Origin of the sequence: Staphylococcus sp. HMSC070D05 (assembly GCF_001815595.1) — a bacterium.
GTDB classification, from domain to species: domain Bacteria; phylum Bacillota; class Bacilli; order Staphylococcales; family Staphylococcaceae; genus Staphylococcus; species Staphylococcus hominis.
Genome location: NZ_KV821161.1, coordinates 115,483 through 133,208, shown reverse-complemented (window position 1 = coordinate 133,208; position 17,726 = coordinate 115,483). Strand labels below are relative to the sequence as shown.

21 protein-coding genes are annotated in these 17,726 nt (G+C 30.2%); 6 read left to right on the top strand and 15 right to left on the bottom strand.

The window, feature by feature from the left end:
- Window positions 1-17: 17 nt before the first annotated feature.
- The 8 genes from HMPREF3046_RS10915 to ssb all read right to left on the bottom strand — a co-directional run bounded on the left by HMPREF3046_RS10915 (window position 18) and on the right by ssb (window position 7,293).
- On the bottom strand, window positions 18-239 hold the full coding sequence (locus HMPREF3046_RS10915) for a hypothetical protein (protein WP_017175386.1): 222 nt from the start codon (window positions 237-239) through the stop codon (window positions 18-20).
- 13 nt (window positions 240-252) lie between these two features.
- Window positions 253-756: a DUF1643 domain-containing protein gene (locus HMPREF3046_RS10910; RefSeq protein ID WP_017175385.1), complete on the bottom strand. Its 504-nt coding sequence runs from the start codon at window positions 754-756 to the stop codon at window positions 253-255.
- 17 nt (window positions 757-773) lie between these two features.
- Window positions 774-1,088, bottom strand: coding sequence for a DUF960 family protein (locus HMPREF3046_RS10905; protein WP_037552475.1), 315 nt, complete (start codon window positions 1,086-1,088; stop codon window positions 774-776).
- Window positions 1,089-1,174: 86 nt separating this feature from the next.
- Window positions 1,175-1,525 carry an SAUGI family uracil-DNA glycosylase inhibitor gene (locus HMPREF3046_RS10900; protein WP_037552474.1) on the bottom strand — a complete coding sequence of 117 codons (351 nt, stop codon included), beginning with the start codon at window positions 1,523-1,525 and terminating at the stop codon, window positions 1,175-1,177.
- 518 nt (window positions 1,526-2,043) lie between these two features.
- Window positions 2,044-3,669 (bottom strand): cassette chromosome recombinase CcrB, encoded by a 1,626-nt coding sequence (ccrB, locus tag HMPREF3046_RS10895; protein ID WP_017176077.1) that lies wholly within the window; start codon window positions 3,667-3,669, stop codon window positions 2,044-2,046.
- A gap of 33 nt (window positions 3,670-3,702) precedes the next feature.
- The gene (gene ccrA, locus HMPREF3046_RS10890; protein ID WP_017176076.1) at window positions 3,703-5,040 is read right to left on the bottom strand and encodes a cassette chromosome recombinase CcrA; all 1,338 of its coding nucleotides are present in this window, start codon (window positions 5,038-5,040) and stop codon (window positions 3,703-3,705) included.
- Between the two features lie 187 nt (window positions 5,041-5,227).
- The gene (gene cch1 / locus HMPREF3046_RS10885) at window positions 5,228-6,997 is read right to left on the bottom strand and encodes a cassette chromosome replicative helicase (RefSeq protein WP_017176075.1); all 1,770 of its coding nucleotides are present in this window, start codon (window positions 6,995-6,997) and stop codon (window positions 5,228-5,230) included.
- Window positions 6,997-7,293, bottom strand: a complete 297-nt coding sequence (gene ssb / locus HMPREF3046_RS10880; RefSeq protein ID WP_017176074.1) for a cassette chromosome ssDNA-binding protein — start codon at window positions 7,291-7,293, stop codon at window positions 6,997-6,999. Before ssb ends, cch1 begins: the two co-directional genes overlap by 1 nt.
- 170 nt (window positions 7,294-7,463) lie before the next feature.
- Here ssb and HMPREF3046_RS10875 point away from each other — a divergent pair, with 170 nt between their 5' ends.
- The gene (locus HMPREF3046_RS10875) at window positions 7,464-9,047 is read left to right on the top strand and encodes a hypothetical protein (protein WP_017176073.1); all 1,584 of its coding nucleotides are present in this window, start codon (window positions 7,464-7,466) and stop codon (window positions 9,045-9,047) included.
- Window positions 9,048-9,322: 275 nt separating this feature from the next.
- On the opposite strand, the gene HMPREF3046_RS10870 is transcribed toward HMPREF3046_RS10875, so the two are convergent.
- The 6 genes from HMPREF3046_RS10870 to HMPREF3046_RS10845 form a co-directional block, all read right to left on the bottom strand.
- Window positions 9,323-9,676, bottom strand: a complete 354-nt coding sequence (locus HMPREF3046_RS10870) for a PTS glucitol/sorbitol transporter subunit IIA (RefSeq protein ID WP_000278595.1) — start codon at window positions 9,674-9,676, stop codon at window positions 9,323-9,325.
- Between the two features lie 15 nt (window positions 9,677-9,691).
- Window positions 9,692-10,717: a PTS glucitol/sorbitol transporter subunit IIB gene (locus tag HMPREF3046_RS10865; protein ID WP_017176072.1), complete on the bottom strand. Its 1,026-nt coding sequence runs from the start codon at window positions 10,715-10,717 to the stop codon at window positions 9,692-9,694.
- A gap of 11 nt (window positions 10,718-10,728) precedes the next feature.
- Complete coding sequence (locus HMPREF3046_RS10860) at window positions 10,729-11,280, bottom strand: PTS glucitol/sorbitol transporter subunit IIC (RefSeq protein ID WP_000455774.1); 552 nt, start codon at window positions 11,278-11,280, stop codon at window positions 10,729-10,731.
- Window positions 11,264-11,737: a transcriptional regulator GutM gene (locus HMPREF3046_RS10855; RefSeq protein WP_000897589.1), complete on the bottom strand. Its 474-nt coding sequence runs from the start codon at window positions 11,735-11,737 to the stop codon at window positions 11,264-11,266. Before HMPREF3046_RS10855 ends, HMPREF3046_RS10860 begins: the two co-directional genes overlap by 17 nt.
- Window position 11,738: 1 nt before the next feature.
- Entirely contained in the window at window positions 11,739-13,475 is a 1,737-nt protein-coding gene (locus HMPREF3046_RS10850) for a BglG family transcription antiterminator (protein WP_225973925.1), read from the bottom strand.
- 172 nt (window positions 13,476-13,647) lie between these two features.
- On the bottom strand, window positions 13,648-14,442 hold the full coding sequence (locus HMPREF3046_RS10845; protein ID WP_000186198.1) for an SDR family oxidoreductase: 795 nt from the start codon (window positions 14,440-14,442) through the stop codon (window positions 13,648-13,650).
- A gap of 566 nt (window positions 14,443-15,008) precedes the next feature.
- Here HMPREF3046_RS10845 and HMPREF3046_RS11615 point away from each other — a divergent pair.
- The 5 genes from HMPREF3046_RS11615 to HMPREF3046_RS10830 all read left to right on the top strand — a co-directional run bounded on the left by HMPREF3046_RS11615 (window position 15,009) and on the right by HMPREF3046_RS10830 (window position 17,346).
- The gene (locus HMPREF3046_RS11615) at window positions 15,009-15,275 is read left to right on the top strand and encodes a hypothetical protein (RefSeq protein ID WP_239682556.1); all 267 of its coding nucleotides are present in this window, start codon (window positions 15,009-15,011) and stop codon (window positions 15,273-15,275) included.
- Window positions 15,232-15,453: a hypothetical protein gene (locus HMPREF3046_RS11610; protein WP_029376814.1), complete on the top strand. Its 222-nt coding sequence runs from the start codon at window positions 15,232-15,234 to the stop codon at window positions 15,451-15,453. Before HMPREF3046_RS11615 ends, HMPREF3046_RS11610 begins: the two co-directional genes overlap by 44 nt.
- 266 nt (window positions 15,454-15,719) lie before the next feature.
- Window positions 15,720-15,869 carry a hypothetical protein gene (locus tag HMPREF3046_RS11605; RefSeq protein WP_001808882.1) on the top strand — a complete coding sequence of 50 codons (150 nt, stop codon included), beginning with the start codon at window positions 15,720-15,722 and terminating at the stop codon, window positions 15,867-15,869.
- A 295-nt stretch (window positions 15,870-16,164) separates the two neighbouring features.
- Window positions 16,165-16,491, top strand: a complete 327-nt coding sequence (locus HMPREF3046_RS10835) for a helix-turn-helix domain-containing protein (RefSeq protein ID WP_012085243.1) — start codon at window positions 16,165-16,167, stop codon at window positions 16,489-16,491.
- 36 nt (window positions 16,492-16,527) lie between these two features.
- The gene (locus tag HMPREF3046_RS10830) at window positions 16,528-17,346 is read left to right on the top strand and encodes a CPBP family intramembrane glutamic endopeptidase (protein ID WP_002484875.1); all 819 of its coding nucleotides are present in this window, start codon (window positions 16,528-16,530) and stop codon (window positions 17,344-17,346) included.
- A 100-nt stretch (window positions 17,347-17,446) separates the two neighbouring features.
- Here HMPREF3046_RS10830 and HMPREF3046_RS10825 read toward each other — a convergent pair.
- On the bottom strand, window positions 17,447-17,726 hold a 280-nt coding region (locus tag HMPREF3046_RS10825), incomplete at its 5' end, for a DDE-type integrase/transposase/recombinase (protein WP_070719477.1).

The window sequence follows — 17,726 nt, the reverse complement described above, 5'->3', positions numbered from 1 at the left end:
TTATTAGAATATAGTTTTCATTTTGATAGATAATGGTTAATAATTGTCTGTAAATCATTATTAAGGACCGTTGTAATACAATCGTCATTCATAAAATCAGCATAGATTTTATCCAATATTTCTTCATCTTCAATTACTGTGAAATGATATACTAGCCCTTTTACTACTGATGTATAATTATGCTTTGCTAAGAAGTTAGCAACTGTTCGCCAATTTGATTGTGTAGTGTCATGGTTCATAGATAATCCTCCTTTATTTCAAAGTCCATTTTTGACGTGCTTTAGGGTTAAGTGGATGCATGATTTCATTTGTTGCTGGATTAATGAGTTTTTTAACTTTCTTTTTATGTGGTTTTAACATTTCCATCACTTGCGCTACACGTTCGACTACAACAGGGCGCTTCGCATAGGCACCATAAGCAAGAATCACTGTTTCACTTTCACTTATCGCTTTCATCAAGTGAATGTCGGTGTGTTCATTGTATGGCTCGTTGATATGTTTGAGATTTTCTGGACTTTTAATATTAGAGAATAGATTTACAAGATATACAGCACCGTATCGTTCTGAATTCGCTAATTGATTGAGGATAAGAACAGTTGTGAGATCGAGTGATAATACACCATCTAAATGAGGGTACATCGTTATCACTGTACAAGCGGGTTTCTTTTCATCCCATGTTTTCTTGAGTAAATAGCGGTGTTTTTCATCCTTGCTAAATATAGCTTCTGTGTATATCGTATTTTTAATTGTATTCATATATATAATCACTCCTTTTAGTATTCTTCGGGCAAAAGCATCACATAATAAAAAACGTCTACATCATCTTCTCGGATGACATAGACTTTTTTAGGTAATGCATTTTGATTTTTTACATAGTTTGTATAGTGATATTCCAATTTGTATGCGGGTTGTTCTTGTTCATGTGAGATTGAGAGTATATTATTATCTTCGTCTTGTAGTCTGAAAATGTGTAGGTAATCTGTATGAGGTTGATTATCTCTTTCTTTTACCATATTCCAAAGTAAGATTTGAAGGTCTAGAGATAGTTGTTCACTAATGCCTCTTGTGATGTAGCGATTGATTTTCAAGTTATTTTACCTCGTCTTGAATTTCTTTCATAATGATAATTGCTTGGCTAATAATCGTAACAGATATTTGTGCCACTTTGATCCAATTATTCATGGTTATTCCCTCCTTCTTTTAGTAGATGACGTTCATCGATAATCGTATTTTTAGTATCTGTGAGATATAAAAAGTCCATGTCAAAATGATCCAGATAACCGATACTGATGAGTTGGTTATTGGTGTACATTAGAAATGGATAGATACTTAGCTCATGTAGCTCATCATTATAGTAGGTATAAGTTTCAAGTGTAAGATGCGCAAGTGGAGAATTATTAATAAAACGTTCCGGTAGAATATTTTCTGCTGCTTCTTCAAGTGCTTCACATTCCCATGTTTCGCTGTTAGATAGTTGGAATAGACGAGTTATATATTGTTTGAGTTCTTGAGTGGTTGTTTTCATATCATTGCCTCCTAGATAGTGTGATAGTGATGTAGTTGATATACATCATTGGGATAATATATATTTGATTTGTCATTTATTACGAATCCCGGTGGGAATAAGAGAAAATTCCATATAAAAACCCGCTACAAACGTTGGTGTAACAAGGAAATCCCGGAATCCCACTCATTTTGACGAACAATCAACTCATTATTTATAAGTATTGATGATAGGATTGGGTCTCTGCTTCCTTATATATATTATTTATTTATAAAGAATAACGGGATTTTGGGATTGTGCTTGCACAATCCTTCTGCTTCTTCGAATCTGCAAATCCCATTCCTTTCCCGGTAAAAAATCATTGTGGGATGTTCTTTAGCAATTTCAATATAAGCATCGTGTAGTTATGAAAATAATTACGACAATGACTGTTTCATTAGATAAGTGTTATTGAAATTGATAAAGAGAATTCTAAGATCGTTAGATAAAATAAGTGAAAGAAGATAGGAAAGATTATTGTCAAACAATAGTTCTATTAGCTAAATAGTAAGATATAGAGTTTGTGGCAAAAATAAAGACGAAGTGCTGAGAAGCACTTCGTCTAGATTATTATTATTGAAAAGTTGTTTAATAATTTCATTATTAAGTTTTAGTGTAACAAAGAATTGCTTTTTATGATTCTCATCTTTACGAATGTCAATACGGTCAATAACCGTTAGGTACAAAGCTTTGAGCTGTGATTTATCCATGGATTCTATATTTTGAAATATTCGTTGTAATAAAGCAGCGATTTGTTTAGTATCATAAAATGGTTTCTCTTGATTTTGTTGGTGCTTGAGTTGATTAATTTGGTTTGTGATATCATTCAGTTGTGTTTCATATTGATGAATGGTTGGTTTGAGTGCAGATGTTAAGTCTGGATTGTTTTCGATGGTTTGAATTAGATTTTTAAGTTTAGTGCTAATTTCATCAAATTGTTGTTGTTTATAAGCAATATCATGGTTAAGTGCAGCTACATCGACTTGATTCTCTTGATTGACACGTTCGACAACTTGTTTGAGAACTTTATCACTTTTGACAATTTCAAGTATTTGGTCCATAACATATTTTTCAATGACATCGGCTCTAACACTATTCGCAGAACATACCTTTGAGCCTTTATTTCGAAAATTACTACACGAATAGTAACGAATACGTTTTTTAGTGCCATCTTTAAGTGTGTTTGTGGTGTTACTCGCAGCCATAGGTGCAGAACATTGGGGACACGAAATTAATCCAGTTAAAATATTGGTTCCTTTACCATGGACTTGTGGTTTTTCACTTACTTGTTTCTTACGTGCTTGCACTTTATCCCATAATGATTGACTAATAATAGGCGTGTGTTTACCTTCAGCGATTACTGGCTTATCGTTTAATCCTTTACGTCGTTTATCATTCCAATCTTTGTATTTCGCGAATTGAATTTTACCAATATAGAATGGGTTTGAGAGAATATAAGTAACAGCTGAAATACTAAATGGATTACCTTTCTTAGTGACATAACCCTTATGATTGAGTGCATTGGCTATTTTACGATAACCATGACCTTTGGCATAAGATTCAAAGATATATTTAACGATGTTAGCTTCATGTTGATTAATCATTAATTCTTTTTTATTATCAGGTATGTTATTATATCCTAATGGAAGATTGCCTTGATAATAGCCCTCTAAAGCTCTTTGACGTTGTCCGGTGTAAATGTTCTCTAAAATTGTATTTCTTTCAAATTCGGAAAAACTTGCAAGTATCTGGAGCATTAACTTGCCTGTTGAATTTTTGACTTCCATGCGTTCAGACAAGCTAAAAAATTCAACATTTTGGCGATGAAGTTCTTCGACGATTGTAAGTAAATCGGAAGTATTACGTGCCAAACGATTTGTTTTATAAACCATAACACAGTCTAATTTTCCATTTTTAGCATCATTTAACATGCGCTGTAATTCAGGACGGTTCATAGATTTTCCTGATATACCCCGATCTGCATATATATCAACGAGTTCATAGCCATTAAATTGGCAATATTGCTCTATTTGTGTAATTTGTCCCTCGATGCTATAACCCTCTACTTGTCTCTCTGTGGATACGCGAATGTAGCCTCCTACAAGCTTTTTCTTCATTTTATCCATTATAATCTATCCTTTCTTTAATTATACAATTGATCATTTCATAGTCTGCTTTACAATATTCAGTGGTTCGTTTTTGAAATAGATGCCAGCGAGGCTTTTATTTTTAGAAATATTAATTTCATCAATATAGGGGTACAACATGTTTAGTGTGAAACGTTGTTGAATGATGTTTTGGAAAGCTTTTCGAATTTGATACGCACTGATTGATGATATAGGTTTTGATTGTTGATGTAATGATTGCGTTTGTTCTCTGAACGTTTCTGCATCAATTTTGCCTTGGGCTAATTTTTCTATCAGCTGCTCGTGATTGAGTGTAGTTTTAGTTTCTACATCTCTTTGTCTTTTGAGTCGTTGTTGAATAGTATGGTTTATTTTTGAATAGAGCTGTTGATTTTGAAAGAAGTCCTGACAAGTCGCTAAAACACTTGTTTCTAATTCTTGTGCGTTGATTCCTTTAAATTCACAAACAAAGCGAGCATTATTCATATTTTGCGGACAGACATAGTAACGCAATGAATGATCTGGTTTGCGGACAGTCATGTTTGTGAGTGTCGAATGACAATAAGGACATTTGATTTTTTGTTTGAGTTGATTTTCTGACGGCTTACGTTTTACTTGTTTCTGAGTTCGGGTAACTTGAGCTTCTTCGTATATCGTTGTACTGACAATAGCTGGGAACATGTTTTCATATTGTCCGTATTGATTGATAACACGGCCACAGTAATTAGGGTTGAGGATAATATTACGCACTTGATAAGGCTTGCGATTAATGAAGTTATCATCAGCTTCTAAGTATTGCGCAATTTTTTTATAACCATAACCTTGAAGGTAATAATTGAATACAGCTTTTATTGTTGGTGCTTTTACTGTGTCTATCGTGAAAGTACCATTATGATAGTGATACCCAAAGGGTGCATGTGTTGTAATCATTTTACCTTGTTTCGCTTTTTCTTTGATTCCATTTTTGACTTGTTCGCCTATATTATCAGATTCTAGTTCGGCCAAGCTGATGAAAATATTGAGTTTGAGCCGATCGAATGCTTTATCCATATCAAAATAGCCATCATGAACGCTTAAGATATGGACATGGTATTTTTGACACAATTTCATGAGTTTTAATGCATTTTTAAGATTGCGATGAAGTCGGTTTAATCTGTAACAACATAATACATCACATTGTCCTTGTTGAATCAGTTCAGTAATTTGTTGGTAACCGTTCCGCTTATCAGTGCGTCCTGATTGCTTATCGCTATAAAAGGTAATGTATTGAATATTATGTTTTTTGGCTAATGCCTCGATGGTTTGTTTTTGTGCTGCTAAGGATTGTTGCTTTGTAGTGCTCTGTCGTAAGTAACCTATTGCTTGTTTCATCGTATTTCCTCCTTCCAAAGTGATAATATATATTTATGAACGAATTTATAGATAAGCCCAACACCTGCTGGTGTTGGGCGTTATTATTAGTCATCAGCATGATTAATTTCTTCAACAACTAAATCAGCTAGTAATTCAATCAATTCATCCATTTTATCTACTCCTGTACGATTTCATCTTTAAGTTATTAAAAATCAATTAAATCATCGTTCTGTTTTTTCCATGATTCAAGTATCTTTTTGTTATCCAAGTTAATTTCAGCTTTAATAGGTTCAGCATCTTTAGTTAGACCAAAAATAGACGCATATTTTGAATCTAGCTTTAAATGGTAAAAGACAAGTGACTGTTTTTTGCCATTGTCATCTTTGACTGTTCTTTTTGTTGTAATTCGATCATGGTCAGATTCGATAAATCCTTTATCCCTTAGTGCATTAACAACATTATTAACATCTTGGAAGTGATTCTCTATCAACATATTTTTAAATACAGACGCAATGATTTTGACTTCGATATACTCATCTTTTAAGGCAATTAGTCCATGGTTCTCCATCATATTCTTTAACGCTTTGTCATCAGAAAATTTACCACGGTTTTGTGCTACAAATTGCGTAATGACTTCGATTGCTTTATCTGCCAGTGATCGTTCAGAGACTGTATGAGCATGATAATCAATAAAGTAGTCTCTGATTTTAGCGATATCAATATCTGTAGCTAAAACACGACCTAATATTTTCGCAGATGTTGTAATGACTGCATAACGCTTAAACATACGAATACCTGTATTGTTTGTTTCACTGTTCAATTTAGCTTCAAACCAATCTACTTCCTTGTAAAACCATTGAATAACTTCATCTTCACGATTTATAAGGTATTGAGCTACTAACGGTAAAACATGACCATGGTTTAGTGCCACAGCTTTTTTGATATTGTCAGCATTGGTCGCATTTGTAGTAAATTGTTCATTAATCTCGATGGTTCTTACACGTAATCCATCGTTTTGAGCAGAATCAGTAAAGATACTGTATTCAGAGGTTGAAATCACAGAAGTGCCCCAATTCTTAGGCGTTTTAACTTCTCCGTGTACATTGGAACGTTGACGCCCTTGACCTTCAGCGATAGAGTACAATAACCCCGTTGTATCTTTAAAAGTTGCTGATGAGAGTTCATCAAATACAATAGGTATACCAAAATTGTTACTCAAGTAACTTTCAAGTGCATTACGTGTGGCATTCCAACCTCGAAAAAGTGTTTGATTACCTTTAGTTGGATTTCCAGCGACGGATACTGCTAAAGCTGCTGCTGTTGATTTACCAGTTGATGACTGGCCTGTAAAACTAAAGATAATTCCTGCAAATTCGATTTCACGTTTGTACTTCAGAAAGCTTGTCACTAAGGCAGAAATTCCAAATACGACCGCTAACTCTAGAAGAAGATGACCTTTGACTTCGTTAATATACATATTTAACCAATCTTTAAATGTACCTTTAGGCTCTAATGGATAAGCACTATCGACAATAGGGTCTAAAGATGATAATTGATCATATTGTTTAGATGTATAAATGGTATCTATCATTACAATATAACCGTGGGGTGTTTCTATAATGCCCGAGCCATCATATAAATCAGAAGTGGGCAGTTCATCGCGCATTAATTGTAGTGCATAGCTCAAATCTTTTATATAATTTTCATTGATACTGTGACCATATTTAATCAAGGAAGGTAACTTTCGAGCTGTTAAAATATCAGATTCAAATGTATGTTCTTTATCTTTACCGTTAGAAATAATTATCTTTTCTGTATTTTCTGAGGCATGCCAAAATTTAGCTTCAACAGCGATACAACTAGACATAGTCACCACTTTTTTCTCATCTCCATCTTTTTTAGGTAGAATAGTTTTATGCCAACCCATTGTATCTAAATGGTATAGACCTAGTCTAAAAATGTCATGATGACTCATTAGCGAACACCTCCTTTCGAAGGGTTGCTGTTATGCTGTGGATTAGGACCTGTTTTAAGATAAACTAAGTGTCCATGAGTATCCTTACCGATAACGATAAATGGGACATTTGGCGCATGTTTTACAAAATATGCGAACCAACGCCCAACATTTTGTTGTACTGCTTTAGAACACGATACATTTGCACGACGGTTCAAGTCATGGAAAGTAAATGTTTGTCCTTCCGGTAAATTAATTGAAATACCTAAAATTCTATTTTTTAATTTTTTAAAATCATCTTCTTGCTTGTAAGACATTTGAATTCCTCCTGATTATTATTAATTAATTCTATCTTCTGTTTTTTTCAGAAGATTACATTGCTTATAATAGAGGTGTCCTGTCTTTATTGCTCGAATAGTATTTAGCAAAAGACGAACATATAAATGCAAGCCTTTTCGCTTGACAAGTTAGAAAAGAGGAAATCAAAGTGTATGATTTTTTAGAATATTTACATCGTTATTGTATAAAATCAATTAATAATTGGGAGGCTGTTGCAGACATATCATGCAAAGTTGAACGTGGAAATGTTAGTACGGGCTATTATGTTAAACAAGATAGAGTTGTAATAAATGATAGTGATATACCTCCAATTATTAAAATAAGTGGAAGTTATATAGCAGCAGACATATTAGTTACTAGATATTTAGATGGAATGGGTGAATTTATAAAGGTATCAGAATTAGATCGATCGAGCTATTACGAATGGTTTATGTTTGTTGAAGAAACGAGAAGAATATTTAGAGGTACAGAAATAATTTATCAATTTTTAAAATATCTATTTACGCATACCTATGAACACAAAAATGAAGAACAAAGAATAGAAAAATATATGAAAAATATTATCATAGATAATCAATTTAGAGGGGAGAGTAGTAATGATGTCGTCCGTTTAGATATGAAAGATGATAATATGTTATTTTACAATTTTGATATATACGATACAAATATTCTTTATGAAGAAATAGACGAGGAAAAATTACTTAGAATTTTAGATGAAATAAGTAATACTGACAATTACAAAGCGCTATTTAACATTGTAAGTGAGAACCAAAAGAAATTTTGGGAGTCAAATATTAAACCAATTGTAAGTGAATGTTCAGATGGTATAAATACAAGCCCATTTGATTTATATGCTTATGTAAATAAGTATATAAGTAATAAAGTGTTTGACTGTGATAATTATTTAATTACTAAAAATGAGGTCATAAATTTCTATTTTAATCATGGTAGTGACTTTAATAATTTCAAGAAGGGACAGAAATGGACAAAGTCCAATTTTAAGCAGGGAAATAAACTTAAAATACACGAATTTATCATTGCAGTAACTTATGTGAATTTATTAAATCATTCATATATGAAATATATAAATGCTGAAAATTACTATGATTCTAGCAAAAAGATAACAAAAGGAATGAAAAATAAATATCATGAATTTACAGATTCATTCAGTGATTTTATAGAAAGAGTAGACGATATAACATGGAGAATCCGTGATTCGTTTGATTATATTGGAGGATTAAAAAATAAAGAAATTAGCGAAGATGAGAACGAATATATCGAACAATTAATTCAATTTGTTATATTATCTAAATTCGGCTATATGAATGTGGAAAATCATTTTAATTATATTGAGAACTTAAATACACTTAATAACGAATTAACGACTATATTAAGAAGTGAATTCGCCTACATTTCAAATGATATGTATAATAATTTATTTGGTAATTTATTTGATGTTGTAAATACATGGAAAAAAGATTATTCAAATAATTTTTATGATAATACTCAGAATACTATACCTACAGAAAAGTTAGATATAATATCTTCATTTATAAAACAATATGATAAACCATTTGAACGAGACGAACATAACAAACACGTTAAAGCAAAAGTGTTTGAAGGTATAAGTGATTTTCATAAGCGTGTAAAAGAAGGATTTGCTGCTAATGATGTGTTACTACAGTTGAAACTGGAAATGAGCGTTCATGAAAATAAAAGATTTAATAAATAAGTACTAATATTGTAAACAAATATAATAATTTTGATAGGACAAAAGAATTTAATTTCGAAATTTACTTAATGAATTATTTTATAATATATTAAAAATTGAATTTAAAACAAGATGATTGAAAAGTCACGAATTAAATGATTAAGATAAAAATTAGATTTAATAAATTGATAATAGGGATGAGTGTACTTCAAAAATTTTAATAAAATGTAATATTAAAACTAAAAAAACGTTTATAGTATTATTCAAAATTACGCTATAAACGTTTTTTAGTTTTTTTAATTTTCTATTTTAATTACTGTTCCTTCTTGAATTTTAGGCATCTCTTTATTTTCTACATATAGAGTTCCAGATTGTTCAGCGCTAATACTACCATCAAATTTAATAGTAATATGTCCAAGATCTCTTAAGTTTTTATTAACTGATGTGCCAACTTTTGTAATTTTATATGCATTATTATCGAAATAAACGTATTGGTCTTCTGAAATTTCATTACTTAAATTGTTAACCTCTATTGTATAGCAAAAGTCAACTAATTCCTCTGGGGCGTTCTCACCAAATAAAATAATCATTTTTTCATCTTTGAATGCCTCTGCTTCTTCACCAATTTTTTTTACTAATGTTTTATACATACATATTCTCCTTTCTTATTTATAAAGTCCAAAGCTAGCTAACCAGGCTACAAATACCCGTGGAACGCCATTTAGAAATCGTGAATATAAAACTGATGGAACACCTACTTCAATTGTTTTTGTATCAGCTTCAGCTAGTCCTAATCCAACAGGAATAAAGTCTGCTGCATTTTGAGTGTTTATTGCAAATAAAGCTGGTAAAGCTAAGTGGGGAGGTATATTACCTTTACCGATTTCTACGCCTATTAAAGTGCCTAATACTTGTCCAATTACTCCACCAGGGCCTAGTAAAGGACTTAAGAATGGTAATGAACAAATAAAACCAATTGCTAATAGTCCCCAAATATTACCAGCGAGAGGCGACATGATTTTAGCAAATAAATTTCCTATACCAGATCCTTGAATAATTCCAATTAATAAAGCGACAAAACCCATAAATGGAATTACCGTATGTAGCATGACATCGACAGCATCTCTAGCTGCTTGATAGAAAGTATTTATCACTTTACCTGCTGCTAAACCAATTTTTGTTAAAAGTGATTTGTTTTCTTCTTCAGCTCGTGTTTCCATTATTTTTTTATCTTTAGAATATTTTGATGTATTATTTGTATTTTCTTCATTAACATCTTTAATGTTTTGAGTCTTGTCTGAGGTATTATTCATTACTTCTTCAGAATCGTTTTTGGATACTTGATTAATTCCAACATTAGAAACATAAATGTCTTCTGTTATATATTGTCTTAATGGACCACTTTTTCCAGTAGCCATAATATTAATTGTAGGTATACCTTTTTTAGGATATATACCGCATCTTAATGTCCCACCGCAGTCTATAATCACAGCCATAATCTCTTCTTCAGGCACAGATGTTTCAAAACCATTAACTACTTCTGCGCCAGTTATTTCGGCAATTTTATCGACAATTTCTGGTTTATGTCCTCCGGTAATATAAACCAGCTTATTTTTATCACCATTGACTTTGATTGTAAGGGGGCCGCCAAATCCTCCAGGTCCTTTATTAATTTTTACTGTATTATTCATGATTTACCCTCCTAACTTTCTAAGTTAACTTCTTTACTAAGTTTTACCTTTTGTTGTTTTTCAACAAAACTTGTTGTGAAATCAGTTACCCATCCGCCAATAAAATTCATTAATAAACCAACCAATAAGTATCTAACAGCTAAATCAGTAGTTGGTAAACCTAACTTTTCAATTCCATTAGCTATACCTAAAAATATAAATAGCTCAGCTGGATTTATATGCGGAAAAATACCGTTACTAGTATGAGCAAATTGTGCTGCAGAAGCAAAATAACTCGGTTTATATTTTTCTGGTAAAAATCTTCCTAAAGAATGAACCATAGGGTTAGCTAACATGAACGATCCTAAAAATGGTAAAACTAAATATCTCATAAATGGATTATTTGATGATTTTTGTGCAACTTTATTAATTTTTTCTTCCCCAATAAGTTGAATAATTGTGTTCATTGCTATTAATAACATTAGTACTAAAGGAACGATGCTCCCCATCCAATCAATAAACGTATTTGCTCCTGTTTTGAATAAATGAATAAATCCTTCTGCAAATTTAACGATGTACTCCATATTTTTCTCCCCTTTCATTTTTGAAGATATTATTTACTTTCTTAACTACTTTCATTAAAGGCGATGGTATTTTTTCAATTTCACCGCCGCTCTCAATTACATTAAAAGTATGTTGCGCATCTAAGATAGCTTTAACAAGCAATTTATTGTATTGTGTTAAATCCGTATGACACAATTTTTTGATGTTATATCCATCAATTCCTTTTAACGTTTTAAATTTTGAAAAAACTGTGACTCCTTGCATGTATCTACCTTTAACTATTTCATTACGATTATTCAATTGTAATAGTACTAAGGTTCCAGATTTAAATATAGATGGTCTTCTTCCAATAGCAACCCTACCATTACTTCTTAATTCAATATAATTTTTAGTGAAATTTTTTATTTGAAAGTAACCTAAGATGTATTGGACCACAAAACCGATTGCAGCCAATATAATTAAGGTAATAAAAAGCATACTACTCACTCATTTCTTCAATTAAAGTTTTTGAGAAATCTTGAAAATTATTATGATTTTGCAATTTACTTATTAGGTAATTATTACTAGCAATAGAAAGTATTTCTTCATAAATTTTTATTAGTAAATATTCATTTTTCATACTATCTGGTGTAGCTACTAAAATTATAATTTTTAAATCTTTATAGTCTAAACATTGAGTATTTAAAAAAGCTATTTTTATACATATATCATCTCCATTATATCCAGTGTGTGGAAAACCTAAATGCCCAGTTACCGTATTACTTTTTTTTTCTCGTTTGTTTAGTTTATATTTAAAATGGGAAGTTACTTTATTTTCTTTTATAAGTTCATCAGCTAAATAATCAATATATTGTTGATAATAAAGATTATCATTGAAAATATAAAAATCACTTTCTGTAACAAAATCTAAAATTATAGGCTTTCTAAAATTATTTTTAATTAAATATTCTTTATAAATTAAAAATTGTTCTATTTTGGATTTCAAAAGATTTCTATCAAAAGGATTATCAATATAAATAACCTTATCAGTACTGTTTCTATTAATAATTGTAGATATAATCAAATCATAATCGTTCTCAATATTATTTAAATCTTCGTAGCGATCAATTGTATTTATATTTATAGTATTTCCAAATATATTACTTATATTATTTATTAAGAGTTTCTTAACGCTTAATCCTTCTTGAGTAATAAGAATTATCGTTTTTATATCATTTAAATTCTGTTCTAATCTTTCTAGATAAACACTAAAATATATAGTTAAATAGTTTAGCTCATCTTTTGAAACTTCAATATTTGCGACTTTAGAAATATTACTACCTAGAACTTTAGATAATTCAAATGCAAAGGGGAATTGACTACTAATGTCTAAACCAATATCAGTTTTTATTTTTATATTAAAAATAAGTCGATTGATTAAATGTTTAATATGAAGTCGTATATCCTTGCTAAATAAACTTTTATCAATTTGGATGTTAAAATATTTTTTAACATCTTTAATAGTTTGAGTAATTATTTGATTAATTATCTTTTCATCATTAGAAGAAATTATTTCATCAAGAAATGTTGCTCTTCTTCCTATTAACTGAGTTACTAGAATTAAAATCTCTTCTTTACTATTAATATGACTATTGATATTTTTTAGATAATCTGTAGTGAATTTTAAACTTTTATATTCTAAAGACTCATATATATATGAGTAATTTAATGATTTGCTACTCATGAAGCAATTACTTTTAATTCTTTTTATTGTTACTTTAAGTGCAGTTTTTAAGCTTTCATAAGTATTATTATCAAGTTTTAATTCTTTAGATAAATATAGAAATTCATTAAGTAATTTTTCGTTTAGTGAAATATTTTTAACACTACCAGGAAAATGATCTATAACCAGTTTTCTAATATTATATTCTTCACCACTTAAGTATAATCCTACATTAGGTTTTCCTATGATTTTTACATCATATGTTCTAGAAGTTTTTCTTATTTCATTAATTATATTATGAATGACATCTTTACTGACATAGAATCTTTCTGCTAAATCATCTATAAGTACAGGATGATTATCTAACAAAACAGATAACACATTATTAATAAGACTGTTATCTTTATTTAGTTTATTGTTTAATTCTTCTTCTAAATCTTTTAATTTTTTAAAAAAATGATCTTCGTTTTTAATTAAAAGGTTAAATTGATTCCCTTTTTTATAGATTTCCATTTCATTATTAAAGTAATTATTCAGGTGACCTATATAGGTAACAATGCTTTTTTTCGAAATATTGATTTCAAAGGATAACCGGTCAAGAGAAATACTATCGTTTAACAACAGTTTTAATAAACGTATATGTTTCTCATTTAGCCTCATAATATTCCTCACTTTCTGTATGTGACTATCCTCTTGATTTACCACCTGAAATATTAATAGTTGTTCCAGTTATATAACTAGAACGATCAGAACTTAAATAACAAACTAAGTCAGCAATTTCTGTTAATTTTCCCACTCTTTTTATAGGAATTGATTTAGAATAATCACCATTTAATTGATCAACTGAAATATTTCTACTATAACTTAGAGCTTTTTCATATTCTTTGGTACGTAGACCAGTTTCTTCAATAATACCAGGTGCAATAGCCACAACGTTTATATTATATTTACCAAGTTCTTTTGCCCAACTTCTGGTAAAACCGATTAATGCTGCTTTGGTTGCAGAATAGATACTTTGTCCTTCAGATCCCTCCTGACCAGCTTCGCTAGAGATATTTATTATTTTCCCTTCATTTTGTTTGATAAAGTATTTGCCAACTGTTTGACTAAACCATAGGGGTCCTTTTAAGTTAACAGCAAACATTTTATCTAAATCGCTTTCGTTAATTTCATATTCAGGATGTTCTTCTTTGGAATCAATGAGAGTACGAGGTAAATTAATTCCAGCATTATTTACTAATACATCAATTTTCTTTTCTGTATTAAAAATATTATCAACAACTTGTTTTACAGAGCTTTTATTAGTCACATCGACGTTAAAGTAATGATAATTTTCATTATTGATATTATTATTATTTAAATCTGCATTATATACAACAGCCCCTTGTTCTAAAAGTTCTTTAACAATGGCATGTCCTATACCCGAACTACCTCCAGTAACTATTACTACTTTTTTGTTTAAACCTAACCAATTAGTCATTATAAAACCTCCTGTCTTATTTAATTACATTATAAATGTATACGCTTACAACATTAATCGGTTTTTTTTTGGAAAAATTAGAAAATGAATACCTTAATTAGTACAAGTACCTCAATATAATTGGTTAATACGAAGTGGATTACGTATCTATAAATATATAAGCAACTAGTTTGACTTCATTATAACCTGTTAATTTTTTAAAATTATTTTTAAAACTGTAACTATTCGAAATAATTTATTAGTCTTGTATGTAAACACTTTAAAAAAACATTTAATAAATGTTATAAAATTTTATTTATTTATAATAAACATAAATTAAAATGTTATTTTTATTTTACAGTGAAGGGATTAATGATAATGAAACACATGCATTTATCTGTTTTAGCTCTTACATCCTGCGTCATGGAGACTCTAAATTTATATGTTGAAGAAGTGGGAGATATTGATTTCAAATTAAATTAACGAAATTAGCTGAAAAAAGTAAACTGGATGTATTCTTCTTAGGTGACGATCAATATATTTCTGGAGAAGAAACGGACAATATTTCTTATTATTTTGAAACACTAATGGTGCTTGCAGCAATTTCACGTGAAACACATCCAATTGGTTTGATAGATACCATTTCTTCTTTTTATGAACCTTATCTTGCAGCATATATGCTTTCGAGTTTACATCAAATATCTCATAGCTGTATTGGGGCAAAATTAGATAATCAGTATATTCATCCACTTCATTATCAGGAAAAGTATTTTCAAGTTGACGGGGCTATTGACATTCAAACACCCAAATATGGCCGACCACGTTTATTTCAGAACTTCCATCCCAGGTCGTGATTTAGCAGTGCGATACGTGGATGCTATTTTTTCAATTGCGTGGAGTTTACAAGATGAACAACAGTTCAGACAAAACATTCATCAAAGTGCCATGGAAGTAAATCGTCAACCACCTCTTGTATTACCTGGTATCACTGTTTATGCTTATGAAGATAAGAAGGAACGCGTAAAAACTTAAGCATCAATTAGATGATATGATGCCACTCGAAAAATGCAAGAAACAATTATCTAAAGTCATTGACTTAGATATAAGTGAAAGTAAACTGGATGAAGTTGTACCGTCCTTACCAGATTATGAAACATTATAGGAAAAAGTCGTAAAATCAGTATATAAAGCTATACAACGTGTAGTTAAGACTGAGCATCTTACATTAAGAGATTTATTAGATCGTTTTGGTACTTGGATAGGGCACAAGGCAATAGTGGGAACAGGTGGCGGATGAAATGATCGAATGGTTTGAAAAAGAAGCGTGCGATGGTTTTATGTTGATGGCACCAACGTATCCAGAATCATTTGAAAAATTTGTTTACTTAGTGATTCCAATTTTTCAAGAACGTGTTATTTTAGAAGCGACTATGAGAGTCATCTGTTAAAAATCATTTGGGTATAAAAAATTAAAAATAAACCGCATCATTAACCGATACGCAGAAGCGTACCACAAATAAAACTAAAAAATAAGTTGCGTATAACTTATTTTGAAATTGATTAAGTATATAGTATCTCCTATAAAATGTAGTTAACCTACAATAATGCTAAACTATAGCTTTGTAAACTAAAATGTAAATACTTATAATCAAATTGCAACAATATAGTTCCAGAATGCTACAATTTGAGGACAGATTGATAGCCTCGATCACTTTAAAATGAAGCTAGGAGATGACTTACATTATGATTAGTAAACAAATAAAGGGTTTACGCAAGCAACATAATTATACACAAGAAGAGCTAGCTGAAAAATTAAATACTTCAAGACAAACAATTTCTAAATGGGAAAAAGGTATTTCAGAGCCAGACTTAAATATGCTTATGCAATTGTCACAATTATTTTCTGTTAGTACAGACTATCTCATTACAGGAAGTGACAATAGTATTAAAAAAGATAATAAAAACTATTATGAAATGAACTTTTGGGCATTTATGTCTGAAAAATGGTGGGTAATTATTATTATAGTAATTATAATTTGTGGAACAATAGGACAAATTTTTTCAAACTAATGTAAGTATCTCTCAAATATTTTGGGAGGTTTTATTATGAAAATCAAAAAATTATTAAAGACATTATTAATTATTTTATTATGTTTTGTATTGTCTGTTGTTGTTCAAAATATTTCAATGCTTTGGCATATTGCGAGCATTTGGAGTATTGAATATATTTTACATGCATTAACATATATAGTACTTTCATATTTTTCAGTAAAATGGTTCATTGAAATTGTTCTTAAAAGCAATATGAGAGAGTATAGAATAATACCAGTAAAATTTTTTAAGTCATGTTTTCTTATAGGATTAATTTTGATATTAGTAATTGATTTAATATATATATTATTTATTCCTGGTAAATTGATAGTACCTCATTATTCAACAAGCGTCAGATTTATGGAGATGTTCTTTAGCGCATTTTTAATTACTGGTATTGCTGCACCTATATTAGAAGAGATGGTATTTCGAGGAATACTAATGAGATACTTTGAAAAACAATATGGAATTTTATTTGGAATTATAATACCCTCGATTTTATTTTCTCTCGTTCATCTATTTAATGGAGAGTTAAAGGGAGAAAATTTATTATTACTACTTATAGGTGGCTCAATTGCTGGAATAATGTATGCAGTGACTGCATGGACGTTTAATAGTATATGGGCCTCTGCTATATTACATATGCTTTGGAATATAAATGGTTTATTAAATATTACAACTCAAGATGATCATTGGGGAATATATCAGTATATATTAGATACAAAAAATGTACTAATTACAGGTGGAAACTATGGTATGGATACATCATTACTTTCAATATGTAGTTATATTGCAGTTATTATAGTTATTATTAGTGCTAAAAAGACATTTTAATTCTTTACTAAATGGTCGTAAATTATAGGATAGTAATGCTGGTTCTGTTGCAAAGTTAGAAAAATATAGCTAACTACCATTTTATCATGTCGTTGTTCCCTTAACTGGCTAACATATCCCTAATTTCGTGGCATGGCGAAAATCCGTAGATCTGAAGAGACCTGCGGTTCTTTTTATATAGAGCGTAAATACATTCAATACCTTTTAAAGTATTCTTTGCCGTATTGATACTTTGATATCTTATCTTTCTTACTTTAATATGACAGTGATCTTGCTCAATGAGATTATTCAGATATTTCAATGTACAATGACAGTCAGATTTAAGTTTAAAAGCTTTAATGACTTTAGCCATTGCGACCTTCGTTGAAGGTGCCTGATCT

Coding starts and splice junctions, on each gene's coding strand:
- HMPREF3046_RS10915 (WP_017175386.1), bottom strand. CDS start 239: ATGAACCATGACACTACACAATCAAATTGGCGAACAGTTGCTAACTTC.
- HMPREF3046_RS10910 (WP_017175385.1), bottom strand. CDS start 756: ATGAATACAATTAAAAATACGATATACACAGAAGCTATATTTAGCAAG.
- HMPREF3046_RS10900 (WP_037552474.1), bottom strand. CDS start 1,525: ATGAAAACAACCACTCAAGAACTCAAACAATATATAACTCGTCTATTC.
- ccrB (WP_017176077.1), bottom strand. CDS start 3,669: ATGGATAAAATGAAGAAAAAGCTTGTAGGAGGCTACATTCGCGTATCC.
- ccrA (WP_017176076.1), bottom strand. CDS start 5,040: ATGAAACAAGCAATAGGTTACTTACGACAGAGCACTACAAAGCAACAA.
- cch1 (WP_017176075.1), bottom strand. CDS start 6,997: ATGAGTCATCATGACATTTTTAGACTAGGTCTATACCATTTAGATACA.
- ssb (WP_017176074.1), bottom strand. CDS start 7,293: ATGTCTTACAAGCAAGAAGATGATTTTAAAAAATTAAAAAATAGAATT.
- HMPREF3046_RS10870 (WP_000278595.1), bottom strand. CDS start 9,676: ATGTATAAAACATTAGTAAAAAAAATTGGTGAAGAAGCAGAGGCATTC.
- HMPREF3046_RS10865 (WP_017176072.1), bottom strand. CDS start 10,717: ATGAATAATACAGTAAAAATTAATAAAGGACCTGGAGGATTTGGCGGC.
- HMPREF3046_RS10860 (WP_000455774.1), bottom strand. CDS start 11,280: ATGGAGTACATCGTTAAATTTGCAGAAGGATTTATTCATTTATTCAAA.
- HMPREF3046_RS10855 (WP_000897589.1), bottom strand. CDS start 11,737: ATGCTTTTTATTACCTTAATTATATTGGCTGCAATCGGTTTTGTGGTC.
- HMPREF3046_RS10850 (WP_225973925.1), bottom strand. CDS start 13,475: ATGGAAATCTATAAAAAAGGGAATCAATTTAACCTTTTAATTAAAAAC.
- HMPREF3046_RS10845 (WP_000186198.1), bottom strand. CDS start 14,442: ATGACTAATTGGTTAGGTTTAAACAAAAAAGTAGTAATAGTTACTGGA.
- HMPREF3046_RS11615 (WP_239682556.1), top strand. CDS start 15,009: ATGGTGCTTGCAGCAATTTCACGTGAAACACATCCAATTGGTTTGATA.
- HMPREF3046_RS11610 (WP_029376814.1), top strand. CDS start 15,232: ATGGCCGACCACGTTTATTTCAGAACTTCCATCCCAGGTCGTGATTTA.
- HMPREF3046_RS11605 (WP_001808882.1), top strand. CDS start 15,720: ATGATCGAATGGTTTGAAAAAGAAGCGTGCGATGGTTTTATGTTGATG.
- HMPREF3046_RS10835 (WP_012085243.1), top strand. CDS start 16,165: ATGATTAGTAAACAAATAAAGGGTTTACGCAAGCAACATAATTATACA.
- HMPREF3046_RS10830 (WP_002484875.1), top strand. CDS start 16,528: ATGAAAATCAAAAAATTATTAAAGACATTATTAATTATTTTATTATGT.